The organism is Cohnella herbarum, from assembly GCF_012849095.1.
GTDB lineage: Bacteria > Bacillota > Bacilli > Paenibacillales > Paenibacillaceae > Cohnella > Cohnella herbarum.
In genome coordinates this window covers 2,374,063-2,396,664 of the sequence record NZ_CP051680.1, presented here as the reverse complement: position 1 = coordinate 2,396,664, position 22,602 = coordinate 2,374,063, and the positions used below count along the sequence as shown (strand labels likewise).

Below are 22,602 nucleotides of genomic sequence, written 5' to 3'. Positions count from 1 at the left end.
CCATCGTGAATAGACAATCCGCCGCAGTCGGAATTGGAATCGTGGCTGTTGGATTGATAATTCTTCTAGGCAAACTAGGAGTTTTCGCTTTTATCGGAAACGTGTTCTGGCCATTGTTCGTTTTAATTCCGGGGGTACTGCTCCACGTTCTTTATTTCGGACGAATGGTTCCATCCGTCTCGTTGATTCCGGCAGGGATTTTGACAGTTGTTTCGGTCATTCTAATGATCGGCAATTGGTTTGGGTGGGGATTGATGAAGTATATGTGGCCTTTGTTTCCATTCGCAGTGGCCGTCGGACTCTACGAATATTACGTATTCGGCTTCAACCGCTCGAAGCAAATTTGGACGGCTGCCATGGGATTGGCGGTTCTCTCCATCGTTCTGTTCGGAATGACGCTTCTATGGACCTGGGGGATTTACTTACTCGCGGTTGCTCTTATCGGCTTCGGCGTTTGGCTCGTGATTCGTCGTCCAAGAAGTTGGTAATCCGTTAAAGTAAAAGTTTAGTTGGCTTTTCAAAAAAAGTAGCGTATAATATAAGGGATGAAGACCTAGCGTTTCTAATCAGAATTTACGCTGTGTCAATCGTACCGGTGATGCTAATTAACGTCGGCCTCGAGTCGGCGTTTTGTTTTGTGGATTTAGAGAACCCTAAGAAAAAGGCCTACGCCTGCCTAGGGGACCAGAGATAAACGAGGAGTGGAAGTATGCATTCAAGAGACAAAATTCGTAATATCGCAATCATTGCCCACGTTGACCATGGCAAAACAACGCTGGTTGACCAGCTGTTGCGTCAATCGGGAACATTCCGCGATAACGAGCAATTGCAAGACCGTGCAATGGATTCGAACGATATCGAGAGAGAGCGCGGTATTACGATCCTGGCTAAGAACACGGCTATTCAATACAAGGATACGCTGATCAACATCGTGGATACGCCCGGACACGCCGATTTCGGCGGAGAAGTAGAGCGGATCATGAAAATGGTCGACGGCGTATTATTGGTCGTTGATGCGTTCGAAGGCTGTATGCCGCAAACGAAATTCGTGCTTCGCAAAGCGCTGCAACAAGGTTTAACCCCTGTTGTCGTCGTTAATAAAGTCGACCGTCCGGCTGCGCGTCCCGTTGAAGTCGTAGACGAAGTTCTCGAGCTGTTCATCGAGCTGGAAGCGTCCGACGATCAACTGGAATTCCCGGTCGTATACGCTTCGGGACTTAACGGTATCGCGGGCAACACGCCGGATGACCTTAAAGAAACGATGGAGCCGTTGTACGAGATGATTCTCGAGCACATTCCGTCCCCTAAGGAAAATCCGGACGAACCTTTGCAATTTCTCGTTACGTTGCTTGATTACAACGAATATATGGGTCGGATTGCCATCGGTCGCGTAAACCGCGGTCGCATCAGCCAAGGTCAAGTCGTTGCGGTTATCGATCGCGATGGCGTCGTGAAACAAGCCCGGATCGAGAAATTGTTCGGCTTCCAAGGGCTGAAGCGGATCGAAGTCGAGGAAGCGGCGGCGGGAGATATCGTAGCCATTGCCGGTTTGAAGGAAATTAATATCGGCGAGACGATTGCCGATCCTGCTAAGCCTGAAGCGTTGCCTGTTCTGGCGATCGACGAGCCGACATTGCAAATGACGTTCCTTGTCAACAATAGCCCGTTCGTAGGCCGCGAGGGGAAATGGGTAACTTCGCGCAAATTGCGTGAACGCTTGTTCAAGGAGATCGAAACCGACGTCAGCTTGAGAGTCGAAGAGACGGACAGCCCGGACGCATTCGTCGTCAGCGGCCGCGGAGAATTGCATCTCGGTATTCTGATCGAGAACATGCGCCGCGAAGGCTTCGAGATCCAAGTATCCAAACCGGAAGTTATTCTTAAAGTGATCGACGGCGTTAAATGCGAGCCGATCGAGCGATTGTTGATCGACGTGCCGGAAGAGAGCATGGGTTCGGTTATGGAAAGCTTAGGAACGCGCAAAGCCGAAATGGTCAACATGATCAACAACGGCACCGGTCAAGTTCGTCTTGAATTTTTGATTCCGGCGCGCGGATTGATCGGCTACCGGACGAACTTCTTGACATTGACGCGCGGATACGGTGTAATGAACCATGCGTTCGACAACTACGGCCCGATGGTCGGCGGTCAAGTCGGAGGACGTCATCAAGGCGTTCTTATCGCCAGCGAAACAGGTAAAACGACAATGTATGGTATGATGTCCGTAGAGGATCGCGGTATTCTGTTCCTTGAACCGGGATTGGACGTATATGAAGGCATGATCGTAGGCGAGCATACTCGCGACAATGACATCATCGTCAACATCTGCAAAGAAAAAGCGTTGAACAACATCCGTACGGCGAATAAGGAAGAAACGGTTAAGCTCAAATCTCCTCGCCTGATGTCGCTCGAAGAAGCGCTTGAATATTTGAACGATGACGAGCTATGCGAAATTACGCCTAAGAGCATTCGTCTTCGCAAGAAAGTACTGAACAAAAGCGAGCGTGACAGATCCGAGAAACAACGCCGTATGGCGGAATCCGGAGTTTAATCGCAACCGTCATATCGCGATTGCATTCGATAGCGCGCCGATTAGGCGCGCTTGATCGAATTGCGCCGCCGAAGGAGGGGTTTCTTTGCAGCAGTGGTTCCATGATCATCAAGTGATTTCCTATCTGCTCATCGTCGCCTGTACGATCTATATTTTTAATACCGTTTTCAGAACGGGCAAACTTCCCATTCTTAAAGAGATTCTCGTACATATCGTATTGGCGCTCGGCTGTTTGGTGCTGCTCGTGCTGCAGTTGGACAAATTGCCGATCATTCAATGCATGGCCGTTGCCGTAGGGATGATGGCGCTTCTACGGATGCGTCAGTTTTACGACAAACGCAAAGCTAACCGCAACAACAAAGCTGGCGGTTCACCCGACGTGAAGTCCGCAGATCCGCAATAGCTTTCCTTGGGAGAGGGGCAACGGCCATGTCTTTAATGGATGCTTTGTTTTACTGGCTGCAGATGAAGTGGGTTTCCTCCGCGCATCCCGATGACGGGGCGGCAAGGGAGACACTTCTCTTTTTTGCGCAAATTTTGTCGGAAGACCACGAACTGGTGTCGTACGAAGTCAGTTCGATCGATGCGGGCAAAGTCCACGTCACTTATGCCAAGACAGACGGTTCCACTCGTACCGTATGGTTTGATCGGGAAGCCGTTGAGCAATTAAACCGGGATATGTTCAACGATCAGAAAGAATAAATTCGATGTCTTTTTTCTTATCTGATCGCTCGATACAAACGTGTATAGCCGTCTAAATGACGGCTAAGCCGTTTTACTTGGGACACTCGGATGACGCGGAAGAAAATCCCGGCATCGAGGATGAGGAGGAAATGGTTTGAGTCAGGATACACCGCTGCCGGCACGCGCGAAAAGTAGTCGCACCTCGGCTCCGAATGCTTCTAAACCGCCCGGCAAGAAGTTTCGTTGGGGCAGGTTTATTTTCCTATTGTTAGGCGTTATCATTTTGGCTTTGGCTTGTTACGTCGGCTATTTATTAGTCGTTGGAGATCAAAATCTGAACAAGATTTCCAAACCGGCGGATGCCAAGGGCGGAGTTACGATCGCGAAGGAAGAACGGGCACAAGTTAAACCGATTGCCCTTACCTTGTTAGGTTTGGACACCCGAAGCGAAACCGGAAGCATGAACACCGACGTTATGATGGTGGCGGCTTTTAATCCGAAAACGAAAACGGCTACGGTCATTTCCATTCCGCGCGATAGCGATCTGAACGTGGAAGGGTACAAGAAACACAAGGCGAACGGCTACTATGCCGCGTTCTACATGTACGGCAAGAACAAGGAAAACCTGGAAGGCGACGCGGTCCCGGCTTACGCTCGCGACGAAACCCGGCTGATGCTGTCTAAGTTTTTCGAAATTCCGATCGATTACACGGCAGTCATCGATTTTCAAGGTTTCGTTGACGTCGTGGACGCGCTCGGAGGCGTTGAAGTTACCGTAGACAAGGATATGCGATACGTCGACACTGTCGACGATACGGATATCGACCTGAAGAAGGGCGAACAGATGCTTAACGGAGAGCAGGCGCTCGGTTTCGTCCGTTACCGGAAATCCAATCCGGGCCGAGGTTACAAGCAGACGGCTGCATCCAGCGATTTCGAACGGAATGAAAGACAAAGTCAAGTTCTCGGCGCGATCACGGATCGATTGAAGTCGTTCAGCAACGTTACGAAGGTGGATAACATCCTGAATGCCGTTGGCGATAATATGAGAACGGATATTCCCAAGGCGCAAATCGAGAATATAATCGCTACATACTTCGGAATCAATCGTTCGGATATTCGCTTTATTCCTTTGACCGGTAATTGGAAAAGCCCTTATGTCTATTTAGACGAAGATAAGCTGCTAGAGGCGAAGAAGGCGTTAGCGGAAGAACTGATAACGACTGGACGTCCGGTTGCCGATGTTACACCGACAAGCTCAAGCTCTGCCCAAGCATCTGAGTAACTCGAATGTCCGTTGGAAATCGATTGTTCATGTGCTATAATGAAGCCAGTAATCCACTCAGGAGGGTTGCGGATGGCAGAATCGATAACTAACTATTCGTTAACGGACGCGCTACTTCCTAAGCAAACAATGGACATTAAACTTAGTGCGACTATTCGCTTGGATATCCAAGCTTTTGTTGCCATGAAGAAAGCCCAGTGATTTTCACTGGGCTTTTTGTCACTTCTTGAGCCTGTTTAAGGTTTTTGCCCCCATATCTTCCGGGGCTTTAGGCGGGACAATGTTACGCGGAATTTGCGGAATCAGCCGTCCGACCATGTCGGCAAGCTCTTCCGCGAATCCGGAAATCGGCCTACCCTTGCTGACGTCCGCGCGGATTTCGCGAACCCTCTGGGCTAGATCGATATCCGCCGTTACGACCGCATCGATTCCGTAAGGATCTTTGCGAAACGCTTCGGCTACGGCGTATTTGACCGTTCCGACGCGCGTGCGTTCCATCTTCTCGTCGACGTCGATACCGACGATTGCGTATTTGCCGAAGACGACGCAGTTGGCGCCCTTGACGCCTTGTACGCCGCGCGCGAGCGATTCCAGATGGGCGGCAACCTTCTTCGGATTCTCGATCTTGTGCTTAGTTGCGTTATTGTTCGCTTTTGCCTGAGCCTGAAGACGGTTTTCCGAATGATTCGCTGCCGATTGTTGTTTACCACAGCCTGCGGAGCCCATTGCTAAAGTTAGAAGGATCAGCAATGCGGTTGCGTAAGCGTTCATTTTATACTGCTTCAATGTTGTTCACCACCCTGGTTTGGAGGGATGCCCGTATTCGCCGATTTCGTAAGGTTTACTCGTCGTAATCGGCTATGACAGGAGAAAGCGTTCGATGGTCTTATTGTTCCCTGACATTCGCGCACTATGTAAGCTTGGATTTGAAGAAACCGTATTTCTAAATATTTCTAGGTTAAACCAAATTGCCGAACCGGGAGGGAACACCCATGCGTAAAATTTACGTACTCGATACGAATGTGCTTTTGCATGATCCGCTCTCCTTGTTTGCCTTTGAAGACAATGAAGTCATCATTCCCTCCGTCGTACTGGAAGAGATCGATTCCAAGAAGAGGCTTGCCGATGAAATCGGGCGCAATGCCCGGAATATCTCGCGCGAGCTGGACGGGTTGAGGGCATTAGGGCAATTGCATAACGGCGTCGTTCTTCCGAATGGCGGCCTGTTAAAGGTGGAAATGAATCATCGCCGTTTCGTGAGGGTACAGGAATTATTCGGTGAAATGACCAACGATAACCGTATTCTCGCCGTGGCGTTGAATTATCATATGGAGGAGCAGGAAAGCGGAGATCCGCGTCCGGTCATCATCGTCAGTAAAGACGTACTCGTTCGGGTTAAAGCGGATGTACTCGGAATCATCGCTCAAGATTATTTATCGGATCAAACCGTGTCGATATCGGATCAGTATTCGGGGCACTTGACGCTGCACGTACATCCTTCGGTCATTGACGAATTTTATTCTACCCGGTTTCTTGCCGTGAACCAGTTGGGGATCAAAGTAAACCTGCATCCGAACGAATTCGTGATCTTGCGCGATGAATTGGGAACGTCCAAGTCGGCGCTGCTTAAGGTCACTTCGGACGGGAATCGCTTAGAACCGCTTCATATGAGCAACGATCCCATTTGGGGGATAACGGCTCGCAACGCGCAGCAACGAATGGCGCTGGAGTTATTGCTGAACGATGATATCCCGCTGGTTACGCTGACGGGTCGCGCGGGTACGGGGAAAACGTTGATCACGCTGGCGGCGGGGTTAATGAAGGTGGAAGACGAGCACCGCTTCAAGAAGCTGCTCATCGCTCGGCCCGTAGTTCCGATGGGAAAGGATATCGGGTATTTACCGGGCGAGAAAGAAGAAAAACTGCGTCCGTGGATGCAGCCTATCTACGATAATTTGGAGTTTTTGTTCGATACGAAGAAATCCGGGGATCTCGATAAAATACTAATGGGAATGGGCAGCATTCAAGTGGAGGCGCTGACTTATATTCGCGGCCGCTCGATTCCGGGTCAATTCATCATCATCGACGAAGCGCAGAACCTAAGCAAACACGAAGTGAAAACAATCGTGTCCAGGGTAGGGGAGAACAGTAAAATCGTGCTTCTCGGAGATCCCGAGCAGATCGATCACCCTTATCTCGATTCGCAAAGCAATGGCCTTACCTACTTGGTTGAACGCTTCAAGGAAGAGGGAATCAGCGGACACGTGACGCTAGAGAAGGGCGAACGCTCCCGCCTTGCCCAGTTGGCAACCGAGAGGTTATAGCGTGCTCACCCGACCGACGCGCTATTGCCATTCGACGCTGCAGCGGTAGGCTTCGGCAATTCTGTCGGCCAACAGAGCAAGCTGTCGATCGATTAGGAGGAACGTCTTCCCCTCATTCGTAAACCGACCGATAAGATGTTCTTGCAACTGCATTAAAGCCGGAGCGGATTCCGCTTCCGGCTTTGACGCGTCAAGCGTGAATGGCGCGGTCAAAGCCAAGTCGAAGATTACATTCTCGTTGCCGGTTACGATGGCATAATCATCGAAGAGATCTCCGGCTTCTACTTGTTCGGAGGGCAGCATAATTAGCTCGCAACGATCGAAGAGTACCCGATAATGATCTAGCAGATCCATGACCGGCGGGAGATGTGCTTCCGATTCGAAGATAAGAAGTTCCTCATATTGGTCCGTTAACGGAGTCAGCCCGGCGATTTCCTTAACGATCCGCGTATAAAATCCGGGTAATTTACCTTCCGACAATCTCATTTCTAGGCCGATCATTCGTTTCATTATCACGAGCTCCCAACTTTCCAATGTTATTGGTATCCTTATTCCAGTTTCCCTGTTAAAGCGCTTTCCAAAAAAGCGAGACAGGCGGGCGATGTCCTGTTATCATGAATAAAGCGGTTAATGTTATGATGAAAAAGGTGAAGCTGTGGCACGAAGCAAATCGGCCTTAGTGTTCCTCTTGCTCTGTATAATGGTCTTGATCCTATCTCCATGGGCGGATGCGCCTTCTTCTCCGACGTCCTTCGTCGACGTGGTTCCCGAAGATAAATCGTTGGTAACCATCGAACCTATCGTTGCCGAAGAAATATCCAGCTTAGTCATCGAAGTAGCTTTAGACGAGCCCGCCTATCGCGCGCTAACCGTTCAAAACGATAATTTTATGCTAAATCATCCAAATATACTAGTGGACTTGCGCAGGATAAATCCCGAACAAGCCTACGATACTTATAAACGATCCTCCGTCTTGGAAGAATCGGCCGATATTATGTTGTTAGCGAATGAATGGATAATCGAATTCGCTTCCTCGGGGTATCTGCTGCCAACAGAAGCCGCGTTCGTAGGGAAAGCATTGGCCGAACAGTTCGATGCCGTGGCCGCTCCGCTAACTTGGAACAGTTATAAGTGGGGAGTGCCTCGCGACATGGATCCATACGTGCTTGTATGGAACATGAGCCGCTTACACGAATGGCTCGGCGAAGATGTCACGCTCCCGCTTACGCTTGAGCAATGGGCTGCCGTATCCGACAGGAGCGCGGAAACCCAAGGCGCGATTTCATGGTTATCGATCGATCGTAACGACCCGTTGGCGCTTCTGGCATGGCTCGAGAGCGCCACAGCGGAGAGAAGCGACGGAATATGGAGTAAAGATGCCGAGCCGTGGAACGGGACGTTATTCGAGCAGGCGATGCTGTTGCTCGATCTACATAAGGCAAATGTTCAATTCACGGCAACGGACATCGGGACGACCCCTGCGTTGAAAGAAGGAAATATTCTCGCCGCGGTCATGCCGTACTCTCGGGCTTCCGCTTTGGTCGCGCAGCCGCGCTTGGATCCGGAACCGGAGCTTGAGATCGATCATCAGTCGTGGAAGCTCCCGTACGTATGGCCGCGCGGAACTTCTTTTGCCGTCTCTTCGAATACCGAAGCCGAAGAAGCTGCATACGTATGGATATCCGAAATGACCGACGAACAGATTCAATTGCAGAATATGGAGGAGAGAGGGAAGCTACCCGTCTATCGTTCTCTATACGATAGCGATAGAACCCTCTCTAATCTGATTCCAGGAAGAACGGGGCAAAGCTTCCCGAGCCAATCTCCAATTGAGTTCGGTCCAGACCTCTCCGCCCAACTCGGGCAACTGCAAAGGATGTGGACGGAGTTTGCACGAGGGGCAATGTCGATCGAACGATGGAAAGAAGAATGGGCGAAACATAACTGACGGCATGGCAAGCTCGAATCTCGATTATCCTCCTATCGACAGTTGGACGACCAGTTCGCCGTTTTCCATGCTGACGCTTTGCGCTTTTACGAATTTGATTAGTTTTTGCGGGTAGAAGCCCAAATCGAATTCCCTCTCGAGATCGGCGCGGGTCGTATCCGGCAATTCCAAGCCGTTGAAGATCAAAGAATCGACATGGAACCGAATCGCGTTCTCCGGTTCGTTCTCGACGGTATATCTGCCTTGAATTTTCACCTTGATGTTACCGTTGTCTCCTTCCATCGTTAAGAGACCGTTCTCGAACGTAAACGCGAAGTCTTGAAAGCGATTATCCTCTTGACGAAGAAATTCGTTAAGCTGGTCATCCGAGAGCGTCAGCTTTGTTTTTAAACCGTTAGATTGAATGATGCCGGGTGTTTTTTTAACGAAATCCGGTAAATTCTGCATGGCTTCGGCTAGCGCTCTAAAATGTTGTTTGACCTCGTAAAGTCCTACGTTTTTCCAATAAGCCTGCAATTCCTCCATCAGCTTTTTCAGCAATTGCTCATCTCCGCTAGCGGCTAGCGCCTGATCCAAGTCCTTCTGAAGAGACAGGATTCGTTCGCGTTGAGCGATAAGCTGCGTCTCGACGGCGGCCAAATCCTCTTTGTCTTGCCGGAGCTTCCCGTAGCCCTGCTTCAAGTTACGGTATTCCTCGGCATAGCCGCTCATCGCCTTGCTATCGGATTGCATAATCATATCCATCGTGTCCCATACACGCACAAGCTGGGGCAGAGATTTCGCGTTTATTACGGCCGATAACCAGAAATCCTTGTATCCCATATAGTAGGATCGCAGTACCCGGCCGGCTTTTTCCCTCTGCACGGCGATAGCGATTTCTTGCTCGGCGATCCGCCGCTCGCTTTTCTCGATATCCGTCTGGGTCGTACCCTTGAGCTTGGATATTCGTTCAATCTCCCGGTCCAATTCGACGACGGACAAGCTTTTCTCCAATAGCTTGCGCGTCTCTTCGGGAAGCGGCTCCGCGTTGACGGGAAAGAGAGCTATGGATCGGGATAGGTAACCGAAAATCAACATTGTAAAAAGTAGTGCCAGTAACCAACGGCGCATCGGTGCCCCTCCTTTCCATGATGCGATCGATTGCTTGCGCATATGACGTTGCGGAACGGTCGTCATAACCGGAAGAACGGCGCGTTGTATGATCCTATGTTATTATAATATGACTACTAGGCTTGGGGAAGGTGTGGGACCTTTGAGCGCGGCGATTTCGGAAACGCCATTGACGGCCGTCATTAAAAATACGATCGGGTCAGCCCATCGCAAAGGAATGTCGGATGAAGGTAAAGAGTTGTCCGCCATCCCCTTTCATCAGTATATGATGCTTTGTCTGTATCATCCCGAATTTGGATATTATCGTTCGGGATCTACGAGGGTAGGACGGGACGGAGATTTCTATACGAGCTCCTATATCGGAGAACTGATGGGAGAGCAATTGGCTTCGGAAATATCGAGGCTTGCCAAACAATGGTTCGCCGATGCGGAAGCCGTGGAAGTCATCGACTGGGGCGGCGGCACGGGGCGTCTGAGCCGGCAAATGCTGGACGCATGGAAGGGGAGCGAGACCCGAAATTTCCGACTGACGTTGGTCGAAGGGAATCCGGTACACAGGCATGCAGCCCAGGAAGAATTGGCTGGAGAGATCGAATTCGGAATAGCTCGGATCATCGGGAGCGACGAAGGAGAATCGTTAACCTTCGAGACGAACGATCCGGTCGTCATCGTGGCGAACGAGCTGCTGGATGCTTTTCCGATCTATCGCTTAACGCAGCGGAACGGCAAGCTGCTGGAATGGGGAGTTTCCTGGAGCGACGAGCAAGGGTTGTTTTCGTGTCTCATGGAACCGGTTGAACCTCGCTTGAAGCAATGGATCGAAGCGGAAAACATCGTTTTGCTCGATAACCAGACGATTGAACTCAATTTGGACGCCGCGGATTGGGTAACGAACTTGACTAGCCGGTTAAGGCGCGCCATTCTCCTATTCATCGATTACGGGGACGAGACGGAAGAATTAATGTCCGAGCATCGCATGGACGGAACTTTGCTTTGCTACCGCGAACATAGAGCCCATAACGATCCTTATGCCGTTCCTGGCGAGCAGGATTTGACCGCTCACGTCAACTACAGCCATATTCGTCGGGCTGCCTTAGCGGCGGGCTGCAGGGAGTTGTGGTACGGTACCCAGAAAAGCTTCCTGCTGGAGTCGGGAGTATTGGGAAAGCTGAGCTCTCATGCGATTACGGATCCGTTCCATCCCATCGTTCGTCGTAACCGCGCCATACGTCAATTGTTATTGTCGGACGGCATGAGCGAATTATTTAAGGTTCAGGTGCTGTTGAAGGACGAATAGACGGCAACTTAAAGAAGCTGCATCGTGTCTACGCAGACAACGATGCAGCTTCTTTTGCTTGTTCATTTCATTACTGAGAATTAAGGTATGTATCCGTTCTTGAATACGGGCTTATACCGGCATCCCCATCTCGAATACGCTCCAATACGTAAATCCGAGGAAGGCGAGGACCATATATCCCCAGAACATCATGAGATACGTTCGTTCGGTAAAGTTCAAATACCCGAGCAAGAAGAAAACGGCAGTTTGCACGAAGAACAGCAACGCGAATTCGTACATGTTGCCTGCAAACGCCATTAGGGCAATTACCAGTGTCCAGAAGCCGAGCACCCTAAACATTCGTGCCATCGCAATATTCCCCTCTCATACGCAAGACGATTTCTAAAGCATATTATAACGTTTGGACAAAAGAGTGTAAACAAACAAGTCGTGACGAATCGGCAAACTTTTTACGGTTTAGGCCATATTGTGCTTAAAGTACGCGTTCAAAATTAATGTACCCCGCAATTCGGTAACTATGTATTCGCGCGTATGTTCGTTACGATTTCCCGACAAAAGGTATAGTGAATCAAAAAATGGATATAAATAGAAGTATCCGATAGATTCTATGAATTCTACTACGGGCATAGTAATGAAGAAAGCAGCAAAATATACGCAATATTTAAGGAGGGAAGGGCACCCATGACGGCTGTGAGACAAGACGCATGGAGTCCGGATGACGATTTGATCCTGGCGGAGGTAACACTTCGTCACATCCGTGAAGGCAGCACCCAATTATCCGCTTTCGAAGAAGTGGGGCAGCGAATTGCCCGAACTTCTGCCGCTTGCGGTTTCCGATGGAATAGTTGTGTCCGCAAGAGATACGATGAGGCAATCGGAATGGCCAAACAACAGCGTCAGAAACGGAATTATCTCAAAAAACAAGGGATTTCCACCATCTCGGGCACGGAAAGGCTCGTCGTCGAAGAAGGCGACAACGCGAAAGCGGAGCTATTGTCTGCCGAATCGATGTCCTTGGAGGCTATAATTCGTTATTTGCGCCAATGGAAAGGCACCGTACAGGAAATGAGCCGGCAGATTCGCCATCTCGAGAAGGAAAACAAGGATAAGGAAGATCGTCTGAACGAATATCGCGAAGTCAACGAGCGCCTGTCCAAAGAGGTAAACGAGGTGCAGACGGATTATCGCGTCGTTAACGACGATTATAAAGCGCTTATTCGAATTATGGATCGCGCGCGCCGTCTTGCATTCTTAACGGAAGAAGTAGACGAGGATCGCGCGAGGTTTAAGATGGACGCTAACGGAAATCTCGAAAGAATCGAATAGCCGAAAGATTCGGAGCTTTAACCCGCGGGGACTATCCTCGCGGGTTTTGCTTTGGTATGTTTATTAAAAACGGAACAAGGAGTTTCCAAACGATGGATAAGATAGCGGTGTTGGGCGGAGGCTCTCTAGGCTTGCTGCTTGCCGGAAAGATGGTTGCGTCGGGATGCGATTGTGAACTATGGACGAGAACGGGCGATCAAGCGGCTCTCTTGAATCGCAATGGCTTAACGATAGTCGAACAAACGGGCGGCGAGGTCAGAAAAGTAAATATTCGCGCGATTCCGATAGAACAAGCAACGTTGAGCGAGAATGGGATCGTTCTGGTCGCGGTGAAGCAAACGGCATTTACGCCCGAGCTTCTCGAACGACTAGCGGAGATCGTCCCGGACGGCGGTACGCTCGTGCTCTTCCAGAACGGGGTAGGACATCGTCAGTTGCTGACGCATGGATTGCCTGGTCGGAAACTCGTTATGGCGATTACGACCGAAGGCGCTCTTAGAATAAACGAGACAACGGTTCGTCATACCGGAATCGGCGAAACGACGATCGGCGAACTAGAGATAGCGACGAACGTGATACGTTCCGTAGAACGAATGTTGAAACAGGCAGGATTTACCGTTTTATTGTCGAAACAGTTGGAAGAAGCGATTATGCGTAAGCTGCTCGTGAATGCGGTAATCAATCCGCTTACGGCGATATTGCGATTGCGCAATGGGGAGCTTACCGAATCCACCGGCCGTTTGAATGCGATGAAGGCTTTATTTCAAGAATCGTTCGGAATTCTAAGCCTATATGGCTTAAAGAATGAACGGGAGCTATGGAATATCGTCTTGAAGGTATGCGCCGATACTCGGCTGAACGAATCTTCCATGCTGCAGGACGTGACCGCGCATAGGGAAACCGAGGTCGAGTTTATTAACGGGGCGATTTGCCGGATGGCGGCGGACAAAGGCAAGGAGGCACCTTGGAACAATGCCGTTACGGCGCTTGTCAAAGCGATCCATTAGAATAGGGGAGTGATTAACCTATGGGCTCCATCTGGAATGCGTTGGTGCAATCCTACGCTTTTTTGGCCACCGTGCCTATTATACCGTTCTTTCTCATCTATTTTGTATCCGCGGCTCGCGGCGGAGATCGCAAGAGAGCGATTAGACTTGCTATGGACGTAACGGTCGTTTTCCTGTTCGGTATCGTAGCCAGCAGGCTAAACCTTCGATTGCATACCAGCTTCGGACCTTTCTTCTTAATTCTGATCATGCTGCTTATTGGGGGATTGATCGGTAACGCGCAAAATCGCATAAAAGGCAAAGTAGATTCCAAGAAACTGTTTCGGGCCGTATGGAGATTATCCTTCTTCGGATTATCCGTCTTGTATATCATACTTATGCTTTTAGAACTGATTTTTCCGACGGCAAAGAGTGGATAGATTACTGATTTCGACATAGGTACTCCATCAAAAACAACCTCTAGGTAATATTTGGGTTGTTTTTTTTCAATTTTAAAACCGTATTTGTGTTATATAATGCAGATATATGTGTTATTAATACTTAAAAAGGGATATTTCTATGAAAAGGAAAAATATTCTAAATACTAATTTAATGAGGAAGCCGGGTTTCGTGATTGGGATATTCACGGGCATCATGGCTTTCATCGTGATTTCGGTCTTATTCATTAAGCCTTACGTTGGTATGGCCGATAACGGCGATTTTTTCCGGGAGATCCATAATGTCGGTCTTTATTATTTAACCGAAAGCTTCGACGATCGTCATTTCGGTTATTTCAATATGGAGTACGGCATACGGCAATATCCGTTCGAACGAACCGCTCTATTCGTATCCTCGTTGACCCTCATGATCCGTACGGCGCTCGCTTTGGATTTATGGTTCACCCAGGATAATCTTTTCGATATTCGGACGTTGGCGATATTGTACGGCATCGTTTTTATTACCGCTTTTTATTTATTGTTGAAAAACTTCGCCGATAGGATGACTTTCCCGCTTATTATCGCGACTTCGATATTAGCGATTATGATTTTCGGCGATGCGGGTTACATTTCTTATTTCAGTTCCTTCTATGGCGAACCGGCTTCCTATGTGTTCTTATTGTTGACTTTGGCATTCGGCTTCAGGCTTCTTAGGGACAAGAAGCCCTCAGTAGGGGAATATGTCCTGTTCTTCCTAAGCGCTGCCGTATTTATCGCCGCGAAGCAGCAGAACGCGCCGATCGGTCTATTGTTCGCCATCGTTAGCGTTAGACTGTTAAGCCTGCGAAAGGATAAGTTATGGAAGATTGTAATCGGCAGTACGACGGTGCTTCTGTTGAGCTTGTCCGCGTTCATCTATTTAGCGATTACGGATGGTATCGGTCACATCAACCAATATCATACTGTGACGAGGGGAATTCTCGAGGATTCTCCGAATCCGGAGCGGGATATGGAGGAATTGGGACTAGACAAGAAATTTTCATTGCTTGCGGGGACAACCTATTATGACAAATACAGCATCGAGAATTCGGAGTCGGCTTTGATGAACGAGCGATTTTATCCGAATGCGGGATATGGCGCCGTCATTAAATTTTATTTGCTCCATATGGACAGAGCTTTCGGTAAATTGGATTTAGCCGCCAAGCATGCCTACACGATCCGGCCGCTTGCGATCGGAAACTATGAAAAGTCGGAACGAAAAGGTTATGGGGCAAAAACGAACGATTTCGTCGTATGGAGCAGTCTGAAGGAAAAACTATTTCCGAAAAGCTTTCGCTTTATCCTTCTTTTCTACGCCTTATACTTCGGCAGCTTGTTGAAATTTTACGTCGATCGTTTCAAGAACGGCAACGTCCGAGGGATGATCCGGTTAGAGCTTTTCGGTCTTGTCGGCTTGATCGGCCTCATTCAATTGTCCGTGTCGTTCCTTGGCGCGGGAGATGCCGATTTGGCTAAGCATCTGTTCTTGTTTAACGTCTGCTTCGACTTTATGTTTGTTTCCGTCGTCGTTTATTCCCTTAATTCTTTGTATGTTAAATACAGTTCACGGAGAAAGGCTGGTGCTAGTCATTGGAAGCCAAAAAGCTCGATATCTGGGTAATCGTAATCGCGATATTGATGTACGGAGTCGTTAACTTGTTCATCTTGTTACCCAAGGAGCATTACTTCGAGAATATGATCATGCTCAGTCTTATTTTCGCGATCGGAATTATGTCTTATTTCTCCGGAATGGTCATTTCGTTGGGACTGGCGGCTGTCGTCATCTTCTTCTACGGAAGTTACGTCATGTACGGCAACGTGATTCTGGGCAACGCGGTCGAATCCCACGTTTACTATTGGATGGTGCTCCTGCCGACGGTTGCCATTATTACGTCGAATATCGGGGGCCAAGTTCGCGGCTTGCAAGCCGAGAATACGAAGATGAAACAAGAATACGCGGACTACGTTACCGTCGATGCAAGCACGGGCCTGGATAACGTAAAGGTGTTCTACGGCGTTCTGAACCAACACATGGGTTTGTCGCGCAGATTCGATTTGCCGCTTAGCCTAATGCTCGTAAACATCATGTACTTCGACGACATCAAAGGAATCGTAGGATCGGACAGGATGAAGGATATTCTGAAAACGATCGGAGGTCATCTCGTCGAATTCACGCGAACGGAAGATTGCAGCTACATGCTGGAAGACGGACGAACGTTTGCTTTGTTGCTCTTCACGAACAAGGAAGGCGCGATGATCGTCAAAGAGCGGATCAAGGAAAACATCAAACAATTGAACGTGGATAACTCGGCAAAAGCGGTTACGATCAAGCTCGAATTGAAAATCGGAATCTCCGAATACCTCGACCGCGAACAAGACGTGATCGGATTCCGCAAGTCGGCCGAGAAGGATATGGAATATGACGTTTAACCGTCTAATGATAGTCTTTCTCAAGATAAGCCTGGTTTCCATGCTGATATTAATACCGGTTTTTGCGGCGGAAGGCACTGTCCGGGCCGCAGGCATTCCTATCCCGGATAAATCAGCGGTCGTCGTGTATGGCGGCGACAACAACGAGGATGCCGGTCGGAACGGAAGCGGCAGACAACGGATCATGTCGCTCTACGGACTGCTGAGAGCCTATTGTTCCGAAGTGACGCTTGTCAGTCTAAACGATTACGAGGATCGGCTCATCCAAGGCAAGGACTACGTCATCGTAGTCGGAGTAACGCAAGAACCTGTCAACGTTATATTAGGCACGAGCCTAAGCAGCTTCGACGGGGAAATCGGCTGGGTAGGCGGGGGAATCGAAAAATACGCGGAATATGGGTTAATGGACGGTTTTAAGGTTGCGGGATACTCTAACCAGTTCGCGGAATTGACGTATCCATTCGACGTATCGCAAACCTCTATCGATGGAAAAGCGGAGACGATGCTGATCGGTCAGACGGCTCAAGTTCCGAAATTGGTCGCGCTGGCGGAGGACGGAGTCGAGGTCGTGGGAACTTTGTCGGACGGGAAGGAACGGTTTCCATATGCGATTCGGAGCGGACGCCTATGGAATATTGCCACGTACGGCAGCGGGGATGCCAACGGAGCGGCATTCAAGGATACGATCCGTCGGTTGCTGGGAACCGAGTCGCCGAAATGGCCTAGCGTCTACATTAAGCTGGACGATATCAGTCCATTCGTTGATTACGATAAGCTCGAACAAGCCGCACAGTGGTTAAGTGAACAAGGGGTCCCGTTTATTCTCGAATTAAGACCGGTATTCGTTAACACGGAATATAAGGAAATGGAACGTTATTTCGAAGTCGTAAGGCGAATTCAACATCTCGGCGGTACGGCGGTACTAGGGAATTTGCAAGGATGGAAACCGCCGGACGAATGGGGGACTTACATCGAGAGCTATTCGGATTCCAATGTCACTAGCCCGGAAAGCCCGGAGACATTGATCGATCTTGCTCTGGAAGCTTATATGGACGCGGGGATTTATCCGCTAGCCCTATCCGGTCCGCCCGATCTGCTCTTCGACCCGGAGTTCGCTAATGCTCTCTCTTATTTTACGACTTTTGTCCAGAATGGATCTTGGCAAGGATATGCGAGGGACCTATTTCCCGAGGAAACTTGGACAGGCCGTTTTATTGCGGATCAGCTCTTCTCTGTCGGGAGCCTTGGCCGAACCGGACAATTGCCGGGAACGGATATCGCCTCCGTCGTTAAGTTCACCGGAGAGAACGATTGGGAAGGCCTGCAGATGACCGTCGAGAAATTAAAGCAATCCGGAGCGTCGTTCGCGAATCTTCGCGATTCGGAAGGAGAAGTTGCTTTCGGGGATAAACGAATTACCGTAAGCGACGGGATGATTACGGTGAACGGTCAAAGGGCCGCGTATGAGGAAAAACCCCCGGATGATCAGACACCCCCTCCGGCGGGCGGCGAATTATCGGACGTGAACAAGCGGATCTCTCAGGTGTTGTTTATCGTGTTTATCGTGGCAGGGATCGTGATCTTATTTTTCGTTCTGGCTTTCGTCGCAGGCAAGCGAATCGACCGTAACAAGCATTTGAGGTGAGCGGAATGGGGAATAACCTGGGAATCGTCGACTACTTGTTCTTGTATTGCATGATCTCTATTTGGGTCATGTTGTTCGTGAACATCGTGTTAATGATCGGAGGGTACGTTTATTATTTGAAAACTTTGAAAATGAATGTAGACGAGCCGCTCGATGAATATCCGACCGTATCGGTGCTTGTCCCTGCGCATAACGAAGAGAAGGTTATCGAGCAAACCGTTACCGCTCTTATCGCTCTCGACTATCCGCGCGATAAGCTGGAAATCATCATTATTAACGATAATTCATCCGACCGGACGGGAGAAATCCTGGAAAAGGTCAAACAACGCAATCCAGGAGTGAACTTGATCATCCTTACGACGGACAAAGAGACCGGGGGCAAGGGGAAGTCCGGAGCGTTGAATAACGGGTACCTCATCAGTACGGGAGAGTTGCTCGCCGTATACGACGCGGACAATACGCCGGAGAAGAACGCGCTGAAGCTTCTTGTCCACACGATCAGCAAGGACGATTCCTTGGGAGCGGTTATCGGAAAATTCAGAACCCGCAACAAGAACAAAAACCTGCTAACCAAGTTCATCAATATCGAAACGCTCGGATTTCAATGGATGGTTCAAGCGGGCAGATGGCAATTGTTTAATTTGTGCACCATTCCGGGAACTAATTTTATTATTCGTAAACGGCTGATCCAAGAGATGGGCGGTTGGGATACGAAAGCGATCGCGGAAGATACGGAAATCAGCTTTAGGCTGTATCGTCTTGGATACAAGATCAAATACATGCCGTTGTCCGTGACATGGGAGCAGGAACCCGAGACGGTGAAGGTGTGGATGAGGCAGCGTAGCAGATGGGTGAAGGGCAACGTATACGTGCTCGTCAAAAACTTCAAGCTGATCTTCTCCAAGGAGTTCAGGCATGTGCGATTCGATTTGCTGTACTTCTCGTCCGTCTATTTTTTCTTCCTCAGTTCCGCGCTAATCTCCGATGCCATATTTATATTAGGCGCATGTAATCTAATCAAGTATAATGTCGCCGGAAATACGGTGCTGCTATGGATCATGGCTTATATCGTATTCATATTGGAGATGGCAATCGCGTTAAGCATGGAAAAAGGGGAAAGCAACTACAAGAATATCTCGCTAATAGCCTTAATGTATTTCACCTATTGCCAGTTGTGGTTATTCGTCGCCATGAAGGGCGTTTGGCAGTACTTCAGGGACAGCGTTCTAGGACTAGAGGCGAAATGGTATAAAACGGAGAGGTTCTAGGAGGTTCGTCATGAAATCTGTTATTTCCATATTCAACGCAGCTTTGCTTGTCGCGGTTCTAATGCTGACTTCATCGGCTAACGCATTCGCGGAGCAGAAGCATTCCGGCCAGGCTGCAGGCGCTCCCGGGCAATGGGAAGCGCCTGCCGGTTCGCCCACGTTGTCCAAAAATTATTTTCTTAACCGGGATATCGAGTTCCAAGGCAACTTCGGCTCCGATAGGACTTATATCGACGTGGACAAGCACTGGAAGGTTAGCGATGCTTGGCTTAACTTATCCTTGACCGCAAGCGAGCTATCCAAGTCTTCCGCGCTTACGGTATACGTGAACGACAAGCCGATTCATTCGGAGCTGCTGACCCCGGACGACGAACGAATCCAAACGTTAAAGATCGCCATTCCTCGTTACGCAATCAAAGAGGGCAGCAACGAGATCAGGCTGGAAGTCAGCCAGAAGCAGGAAGTCGCGGCATGCGTCGAAGATTCGCGAGACGGCAGATGGGTGCACGTACGAGATACGTCTTACGTTCATCTGGAGTTCAAGGAAAAACCGGCCGGCGGACCGATAAGCGAATATCCCTATCCGTTCCTTAAAGCGAGCGCCAGTCCGGAATCCCAATCGGGCTTAATCCTGATTCCCGATCAGGCGGACGAAGAAGAAATAGCGGCGGCTCTTAAGATCGCGTCGAGCCTCGGAGCGCGGATGAATGAAGAAAACGCCGATTTGAATTTGGTTAGAGACTCCCAAATTTCTTCGGACTATAAAGCAAACTACGATATTATCTACGTAGGGAAAGCAAAGCATTTGCCTCGGGAAATTCAAGAGAAAACGACTCGGAGCGAAGGGGACGAAACGCGCCAAGGGGCGGTAATTGTCAGATCCGCATCCCCCTATAACGCGGAAAGAACGCTTATGGCGATCGTCGCGAACCAAGACGACGGAGCTTTGGATACGGCCGCCAGATTGTTAATGAACAAAGATTTGACGTCGCAGATCGAATCGGACGTTCATTATGTCGCCAAAGAAACCGACGTAACCGTTACAGAGAACGCGTCGAACGATCAAATGCTATTGCAGGATATGGGATACCCGACCGGGATATACCTGGAAGGACCCTACAGGCAGCAGGCTTCCATCGGAATCAAAATGGCCTCTAACCGGTTAGTCGTTCCGGGAGCGAAAGCGACTTTGCAAATCAGATACGCGCAAAATTTGGATTTCAGTAAATCGCTGGTCACGGTTTACATTAACGGTATTCCGGCAGGGAGCAAGAAACTGGAGTCGGAAAAAGCGGGAAGCGATAAGATCGAGGTCGCTATTCCGAACAATGCCATTAAATCGCATTACGTGGAAATGAAAATCGCCTTCGATTTGCAGCTGACGAACGAGGAGTGCGCCCGAATTCAGAGCGATACCCCATGGGCGTTCGTCGACGCGCAGTCGTCCATCCTCTTGCCGACGAAGGACGAGCGGGCGCTATTATTGGAAAATTATCCGTGGCCGTTCATGAAAGACGGGCGGTTTAACGATACGGTCGTCGTTGTTCCGAACGAGATCGAGAATACCGAGCTTGATTTCCTAGCCGATTTGTACGGGTACTTAGGCAAAGAATTGCGTGATAACACGGGAGAACTCGTAGTCGTGAAAGATCGGGATTTCGTCGAGCCGGACCAATCGAGCAATTACATTGTCGTCGGCACGCCGGACAACGTCCGAGCGCTTCGGAATTTAAACGCCAGCTTATGGTTCAAATACGATGAAGGGTTCGGCTATTTTCAGTCGAATGAAATGAGAAGGCTGTTAGAAAATTTCTCGCGGAATTTAGCTTCGGTGCAATTGGTACCCAATCCCGGCAATCCGGAACGGGGCATTCTGTTCGCGACCGCACCTCTGGAAAATAATCTTCTTCATGCGAAGAAGTTTTTGACCGAAGCCAAGTTCGTGTCCGGCATGGTCGGCAACGCGATTCTAGTCGACCGATGGGACAACGCGACGAATCACTATTTTATCGAAGGGGATAGTCTGAACATAGCGGAGAAAGTAAGCTTCAGCAGTCCGGAGCTTAAACGCTTCGCCGTCATCTTCGGAACCTTATTGCTGATGATCGTTATCGGCGGCGTATGGTATTGGAGAAAATACCGAAGGAGGTAAGCGAGTTGTCGCGTTCCGCAATCCGACTTACGTCATGGCTCGCAGCTATTCTGGTCGTCGTTGCGTTAGGGGGAATGTGGCTCAAGTCGGCGAAGCCGGATCGTCCGATCGATTTGCTGGCTCGCTCGGTCAAATCGGGAAATCTGTCGGTCGATTATTCGATCGGACAAGCGCTTTCGGATGTGAAAAGGTTGTCCCTTAACACCGTGAACGTCCCTGTGATCGTTAAGATCGACGATTTGGATTCCAGCACGATGTCGCTTGATCCCGACAGCATCCTCAAAGCCCGCAAGTTAATGAAAGAGCTTCGGGAGAAAGGGATAACGATGATCGTTGAGCCTTATCCTTGGATCGGTGGCGGGCAATTTTACGAAACGGATTGGAACCCGAGCGACGTCGAAGCTTTTTTCGATAATTGGACGAACATCGTGAAGGAGCTTTTGGAGCAAGTGGTCGTTCCGGAAGGGGCTGCCGCGGTTTGCGTTGCATCCAATCTCGTTCATCTGGAGCATCGCAAGGATAGATGGAGCCGACTGATCGACGAGGTCAGGGGTGAATTTGACGGCTTGGTCACTTATAAAACGAATTGGTGGTATACCGCCGACTGGGACGACGAGAGCAAGCAAGCGTTCGAGCGAAAGCTGAACAACCCGATATTCGGCAAAGTCGATTTTATTTCTATCGCCTCCTATTTCGAATTGTCCGATCGCCCGGTCAATACGGTAGATCAACTTAAAGCGGATTTGCTTAAATCGTCCGCTTATTCCCGCGGTCAGAATATCGTCGGCGAGATTGAACGATTGCACGAGAAATGGAACAAGCCGATTTTCTTGGGGGAGCTCGGGTTTCCGAAACGGCAGTACGCCGCCCGGCATCCGTGGAATCCGAATCCGTCGGAACGTTACGACGGCGCCGAGCAGGCGAGAGGTTTCGAAGCTTACCGGCAATCTTTCGATCAGCCATGGTTCATGGGTTTCTCCGTCTTCGCGATCGGAGAAGACGGGGAAGACAAAAATTATTATCCCTCCGAGGAAAGCGCGGAAGTCATCCGAAACTGGTAGGAATAAGCCCGAACATCGGTATAGAAACAGGCGTATACTTGAGCATAGGACGAATCCCT

The 22,602-nt window shown here is 49.6% G+C and carries 22 protein-coding genes; 18 read left to right on the top strand and 4 right to left on the bottom strand.

Annotation, left to right across the window (positions count from 1 at the left end):
• The first annotated feature begins 5 nt into the window (after positions 1-5).
• The 6 genes from HH215_RS10830 to HH215_RS36710 all read left to right on the top strand — a co-directional run bounded on the left by HH215_RS10830 (position 6) and on the right by HH215_RS36710 (position 4,721).
• Entirely contained in the window at positions 6-488 is a 483-nt protein-coding gene (locus HH215_RS10830) for a hypothetical protein (RefSeq protein ID WP_169279913.1), read from the top strand.
• A gap of 221 nt (positions 489-709) precedes the next feature.
• Complete coding sequence (gene typA, locus HH215_RS10825) at positions 710-2,551, top strand: translational GTPase TypA (protein WP_169279912.1); 1,842 nt, start codon at positions 710-712, stop codon at positions 2,549-2,551.
• A gap of 85 nt (positions 2,552-2,636) precedes the next feature.
• On the top strand, positions 2,637-2,954 hold the full coding sequence (locus tag HH215_RS10820) for a YlaH-like family protein (RefSeq protein ID WP_169279911.1): 318 nt from the start codon (positions 2,637-2,639) through the stop codon (positions 2,952-2,954).
• 26 nt (positions 2,955-2,980) lie between these two features.
• Positions 2,981-3,253: a hypothetical protein gene (locus HH215_RS10815; RefSeq protein ID WP_169279910.1), complete on the top strand. Its 273-nt coding sequence runs from the start codon at positions 2,981-2,983 to the stop codon at positions 3,251-3,253.
• Positions 3,254-3,389: 136 nt separating this feature from the next.
• Positions 3,390-4,520, top strand: coding sequence for an LCP family protein (locus HH215_RS10810; protein WP_169279909.1), 1,131 nt, complete (start codon positions 3,390-3,392; stop codon positions 4,518-4,520).
• Between the two features lie 72 nt (positions 4,521-4,592).
• The gene (locus HH215_RS36710) at positions 4,593-4,721 is read left to right on the top strand and encodes a hypothetical protein (RefSeq protein WP_256376720.1); all 129 of its coding nucleotides are present in this window, start codon (positions 4,593-4,595) and stop codon (positions 4,719-4,721) included.
• Between the two features lie 18 nt (positions 4,722-4,739).
• On the opposite strand, the gene HH215_RS10805 is transcribed toward HH215_RS36710, so the two are convergent.
• Positions 4,740-5,306, bottom strand: coding sequence for a YhcN/YlaJ family sporulation lipoprotein (locus HH215_RS10805; RefSeq protein WP_254450439.1), 567 nt, complete (start codon positions 5,304-5,306; stop codon positions 4,740-4,742).
• A 206-nt stretch (positions 5,307-5,512) separates the two neighbouring features.
• On the opposite strand from HH215_RS10805, the gene HH215_RS10800 reads away from it, so the two are divergent.
• Entirely contained in the window at positions 5,513-6,844 is a 1,332-nt protein-coding gene (locus tag HH215_RS10800; protein WP_169279908.1) for a PhoH family protein, read from the top strand.
• 21 nt (positions 6,845-6,865) lie between these two features.
• Here HH215_RS10800 and HH215_RS10795 read toward each other — a convergent pair whose 3' ends face one another.
• Positions 6,866-7,354 carry a hypothetical protein gene (locus HH215_RS10795; protein ID WP_169279907.1) on the bottom strand — a complete coding sequence of 163 codons (489 nt, stop codon included), beginning with the start codon at positions 7,352-7,354 and terminating at the stop codon, positions 6,866-6,868.
• 145 nt (positions 7,355-7,499) lie between these two features.
• On the opposite strand from HH215_RS10795, the gene HH215_RS10790 reads away from it, so the two are divergent.
• Entirely contained in the window at positions 7,500-8,792 is a 1,293-nt protein-coding gene (locus HH215_RS10790) for an extracellular solute-binding protein (protein WP_169279906.1), read from the top strand.
• 24 nt (positions 8,793-8,816) lie between these two features.
• Here the strand turns inward: HH215_RS10790 and HH215_RS10785 are convergent, their stop codons facing one another.
• On the bottom strand, positions 8,817-9,902 hold the full coding sequence (locus tag HH215_RS10785; protein WP_169279905.1) for a coiled-coil domain-containing protein: 1,086 nt from the start codon (positions 9,900-9,902) through the stop codon (positions 8,817-8,819).
• Positions 9,903-10,044: 142 nt separating this feature from the next.
• On the opposite strand from HH215_RS10785, the gene HH215_RS10780 reads away from it, so the two are divergent.
• Entirely contained in the window at positions 10,045-11,199 is a 1,155-nt protein-coding gene (locus HH215_RS10780; protein WP_169279904.1) for a class I SAM-dependent methyltransferase, read from the top strand.
• A gap of 111 nt (positions 11,200-11,310) precedes the next feature.
• Here HH215_RS10780 and HH215_RS10775 read toward each other — a convergent pair whose 3' ends face one another.
• Positions 11,311-11,547: a DUF2626 family protein gene (locus HH215_RS10775; protein ID WP_169279903.1), complete on the bottom strand. Its 237-nt coding sequence runs from the start codon at positions 11,545-11,547 to the stop codon at positions 11,311-11,313.
• A 333-nt stretch (positions 11,548-11,880) separates the two neighbouring features.
• Between HH215_RS10775 and HH215_RS10770 the strand changes: the two genes are divergently transcribed.
• From HH215_RS10770 to HH215_RS10730, 9 genes are all read left to right on the top strand, one after another.
• Positions 11,881-12,525 (top strand): RsfA family transcriptional regulator, encoded by a 645-nt coding sequence (locus tag HH215_RS10770; protein ID WP_169279902.1) that lies wholly within the window; start codon positions 11,881-11,883, stop codon positions 12,523-12,525.
• 92 nt (positions 12,526-12,617) lie between these two features.
• Positions 12,618-13,532 carry a ketopantoate reductase family protein gene (locus HH215_RS10765; protein WP_169279901.1) on the top strand — a complete coding sequence of 305 codons (915 nt, stop codon included), beginning with the start codon at positions 12,618-12,620 and terminating at the stop codon, positions 13,530-13,532.
• Between the two features lie 20 nt (positions 13,533-13,552).
• Complete coding sequence (locus HH215_RS10760; RefSeq protein WP_169279900.1) at positions 13,553-13,951, top strand: DUF3397 domain-containing protein; 399 nt, start codon at positions 13,553-13,555, stop codon at positions 13,949-13,951.
• Positions 13,952-14,141: 190 nt separating this feature from the next.
• Positions 14,142-15,608, top strand: a complete 1,467-nt coding sequence (gene wsfD, locus HH215_RS10755; RefSeq protein WP_169279899.1) for a glycan biosynthesis hexose transferase WsfD — start codon at positions 14,142-14,144, stop codon at positions 15,606-15,608.
• Positions 15,578-16,417, top strand: coding sequence for a diguanylate cyclase domain-containing protein (locus HH215_RS10750; RefSeq protein WP_169279898.1), 840 nt, complete (start codon positions 15,578-15,580; stop codon positions 16,415-16,417). Before wsfD ends, HH215_RS10750 begins: the two co-directional genes overlap by 31 nt.
• The gene (locus HH215_RS10745) at positions 16,407-18,062 is read left to right on the top strand and encodes a DUF2334 domain-containing protein (protein WP_169279897.1); all 1,656 of its coding nucleotides are present in this window, start codon (positions 16,407-16,409) and stop codon (positions 18,060-18,062) included. Before HH215_RS10750 ends, HH215_RS10745 begins: the two co-directional genes overlap by 11 nt.
• A gap of 17 nt (positions 18,063-18,079) precedes the next feature.
• Positions 18,080-19,330 carry a glycosyltransferase family 2 protein gene (locus HH215_RS10740; RefSeq protein WP_217362312.1) on the top strand — a complete coding sequence of 417 codons (1,251 nt, stop codon included), beginning with the start codon at positions 18,080-18,082 and terminating at the stop codon, positions 19,328-19,330.
• 10 nt (positions 19,331-19,340) lie between these two features.
• Positions 19,341-21,482: a cellulose biosynthesis cyclic di-GMP-binding regulatory protein BcsB gene (locus tag HH215_RS10735; protein ID WP_169279895.1), complete on the top strand. Its 2,142-nt coding sequence runs from the start codon at positions 19,341-19,343 to the stop codon at positions 21,480-21,482.
• A 5-nt stretch (positions 21,483-21,487) separates the two neighbouring features.
• Positions 21,488-22,543, top strand: coding sequence for a glycoside hydrolase family 113 (locus tag HH215_RS10730; protein ID WP_169279894.1), 1,056 nt, complete (start codon positions 21,488-21,490; stop codon positions 22,541-22,543).
• Positions 22,544-22,602 lie beyond the last annotated feature (59 nt).